1 protein-coding gene is annotated in these 400 nt (G+C 40.2%); it reads left to right on the forward strand.

Annotated elements, in window-relative coordinates; all coding sequences use genetic code 11:
• Positions 1–45: 45 nt before the first annotated feature.
• Positions 46–360, forward strand: a complete 315-nt coding sequence (locus IRQ78_RS20470; protein WP_194442986.1) for a transposase — start codon at positions 46–48, stop codon at positions 358–360.
• The last annotated feature ends 40 nt before the right edge of the window (positions 361–400 follow it).

Here is a 400-nt window from a genome sequence, read left to right on the forward strand (position 1 = left end):
TGATCTGACTCCATAAAAGTAGACACCTTTTTGGAGTCAGTAATCATGAAAGTAAAGTCACAGCGTAGATATTCCCTCGAATTTAAAATAAAAGTCGTTCAAGAGTCGTTAGACACCACAGATACAGTTAAGATGGTCGCTAATAAATACGGAATTCATCCTGACATGCTATCAAGTTGGAGAAGTCACATGACCTCGAAAAAGAAAACGGCAAAGCCACTAAAGAACCAAGGCCCTGACAAATCATACGCAGATTTAGAACGCCAAATTCGTAAGCTTGAGAAGCAACTCGAAGATGCTCAGTTGGAGAATGACGTTTTAAAAAAGGCGAAGGTCTACTTCGACAGCCTAAAAGAATAAGGTTCGAATATATCCACAAGGTCACAGACGCTAAACGCAC

The sequence above is a fragment of the Pseudoalteromonas simplex genome (genome assembly GCF_015278155.1).
Taxonomy (GTDB): Bacteria; Pseudomonadota; Gammaproteobacteria; order Enterobacterales; family Alteromonadaceae; genus Pseudoalteromonas; species Pseudoalteromonas simplex.